The sequence below is a fragment of the Halorubrum sp. SP9 genome (assembly GCF_005435015.1).
Taxonomy (GTDB): Archaea; Halobacteriota; Halobacteria; order Halobacteriales; family Haloferacaceae; genus Halorubrum; species Halorubrum sodomense.
On sequence record NZ_SGXU01000566.1, the window covers coordinates 1 to 313 of the forward strand.

Genomic DNA, 313 nt, shown 5'->3' on the forward strand with positions numbered 1-313 from the left:
CGTACAACACCACCCACGGGTTCTGTTCAGCGGACACCTCGACGGGTTCGTACCCACCCACCGCGTCGGGGTTCTCAACGTTGCGGTCCTTCGCGTACCCACCGTCTTCGGGGTTCGAGGACTTCAGCACCTCCACGATAGCCGAGTCGATCTTGTCGTACTCGTCCAGCGGCGCGACGAGTGACAAGTCCCACTCGGGGGAGTCGAGGATGGCGTTCGAAGACGCATCCGTCTTCGTGTACTTGTCACGGTCAATGATCAGCGCCTCGGTCGTGTTTTTGGTGAGCGACTTCCCACTTCCAGGCTCCCCCTT

1 protein-coding gene is annotated in these 313 nt (G+C 60.7%); it reads right to left on the reverse strand.

Annotation, left to right across the window (positions count from 1 at the left end):
* A partial coding sequence (locus EXE45_RS20150; RefSeq protein WP_158294354.1) for a hypothetical protein occupies positions 1-313 on the reverse strand: 313 nt, incomplete at both ends.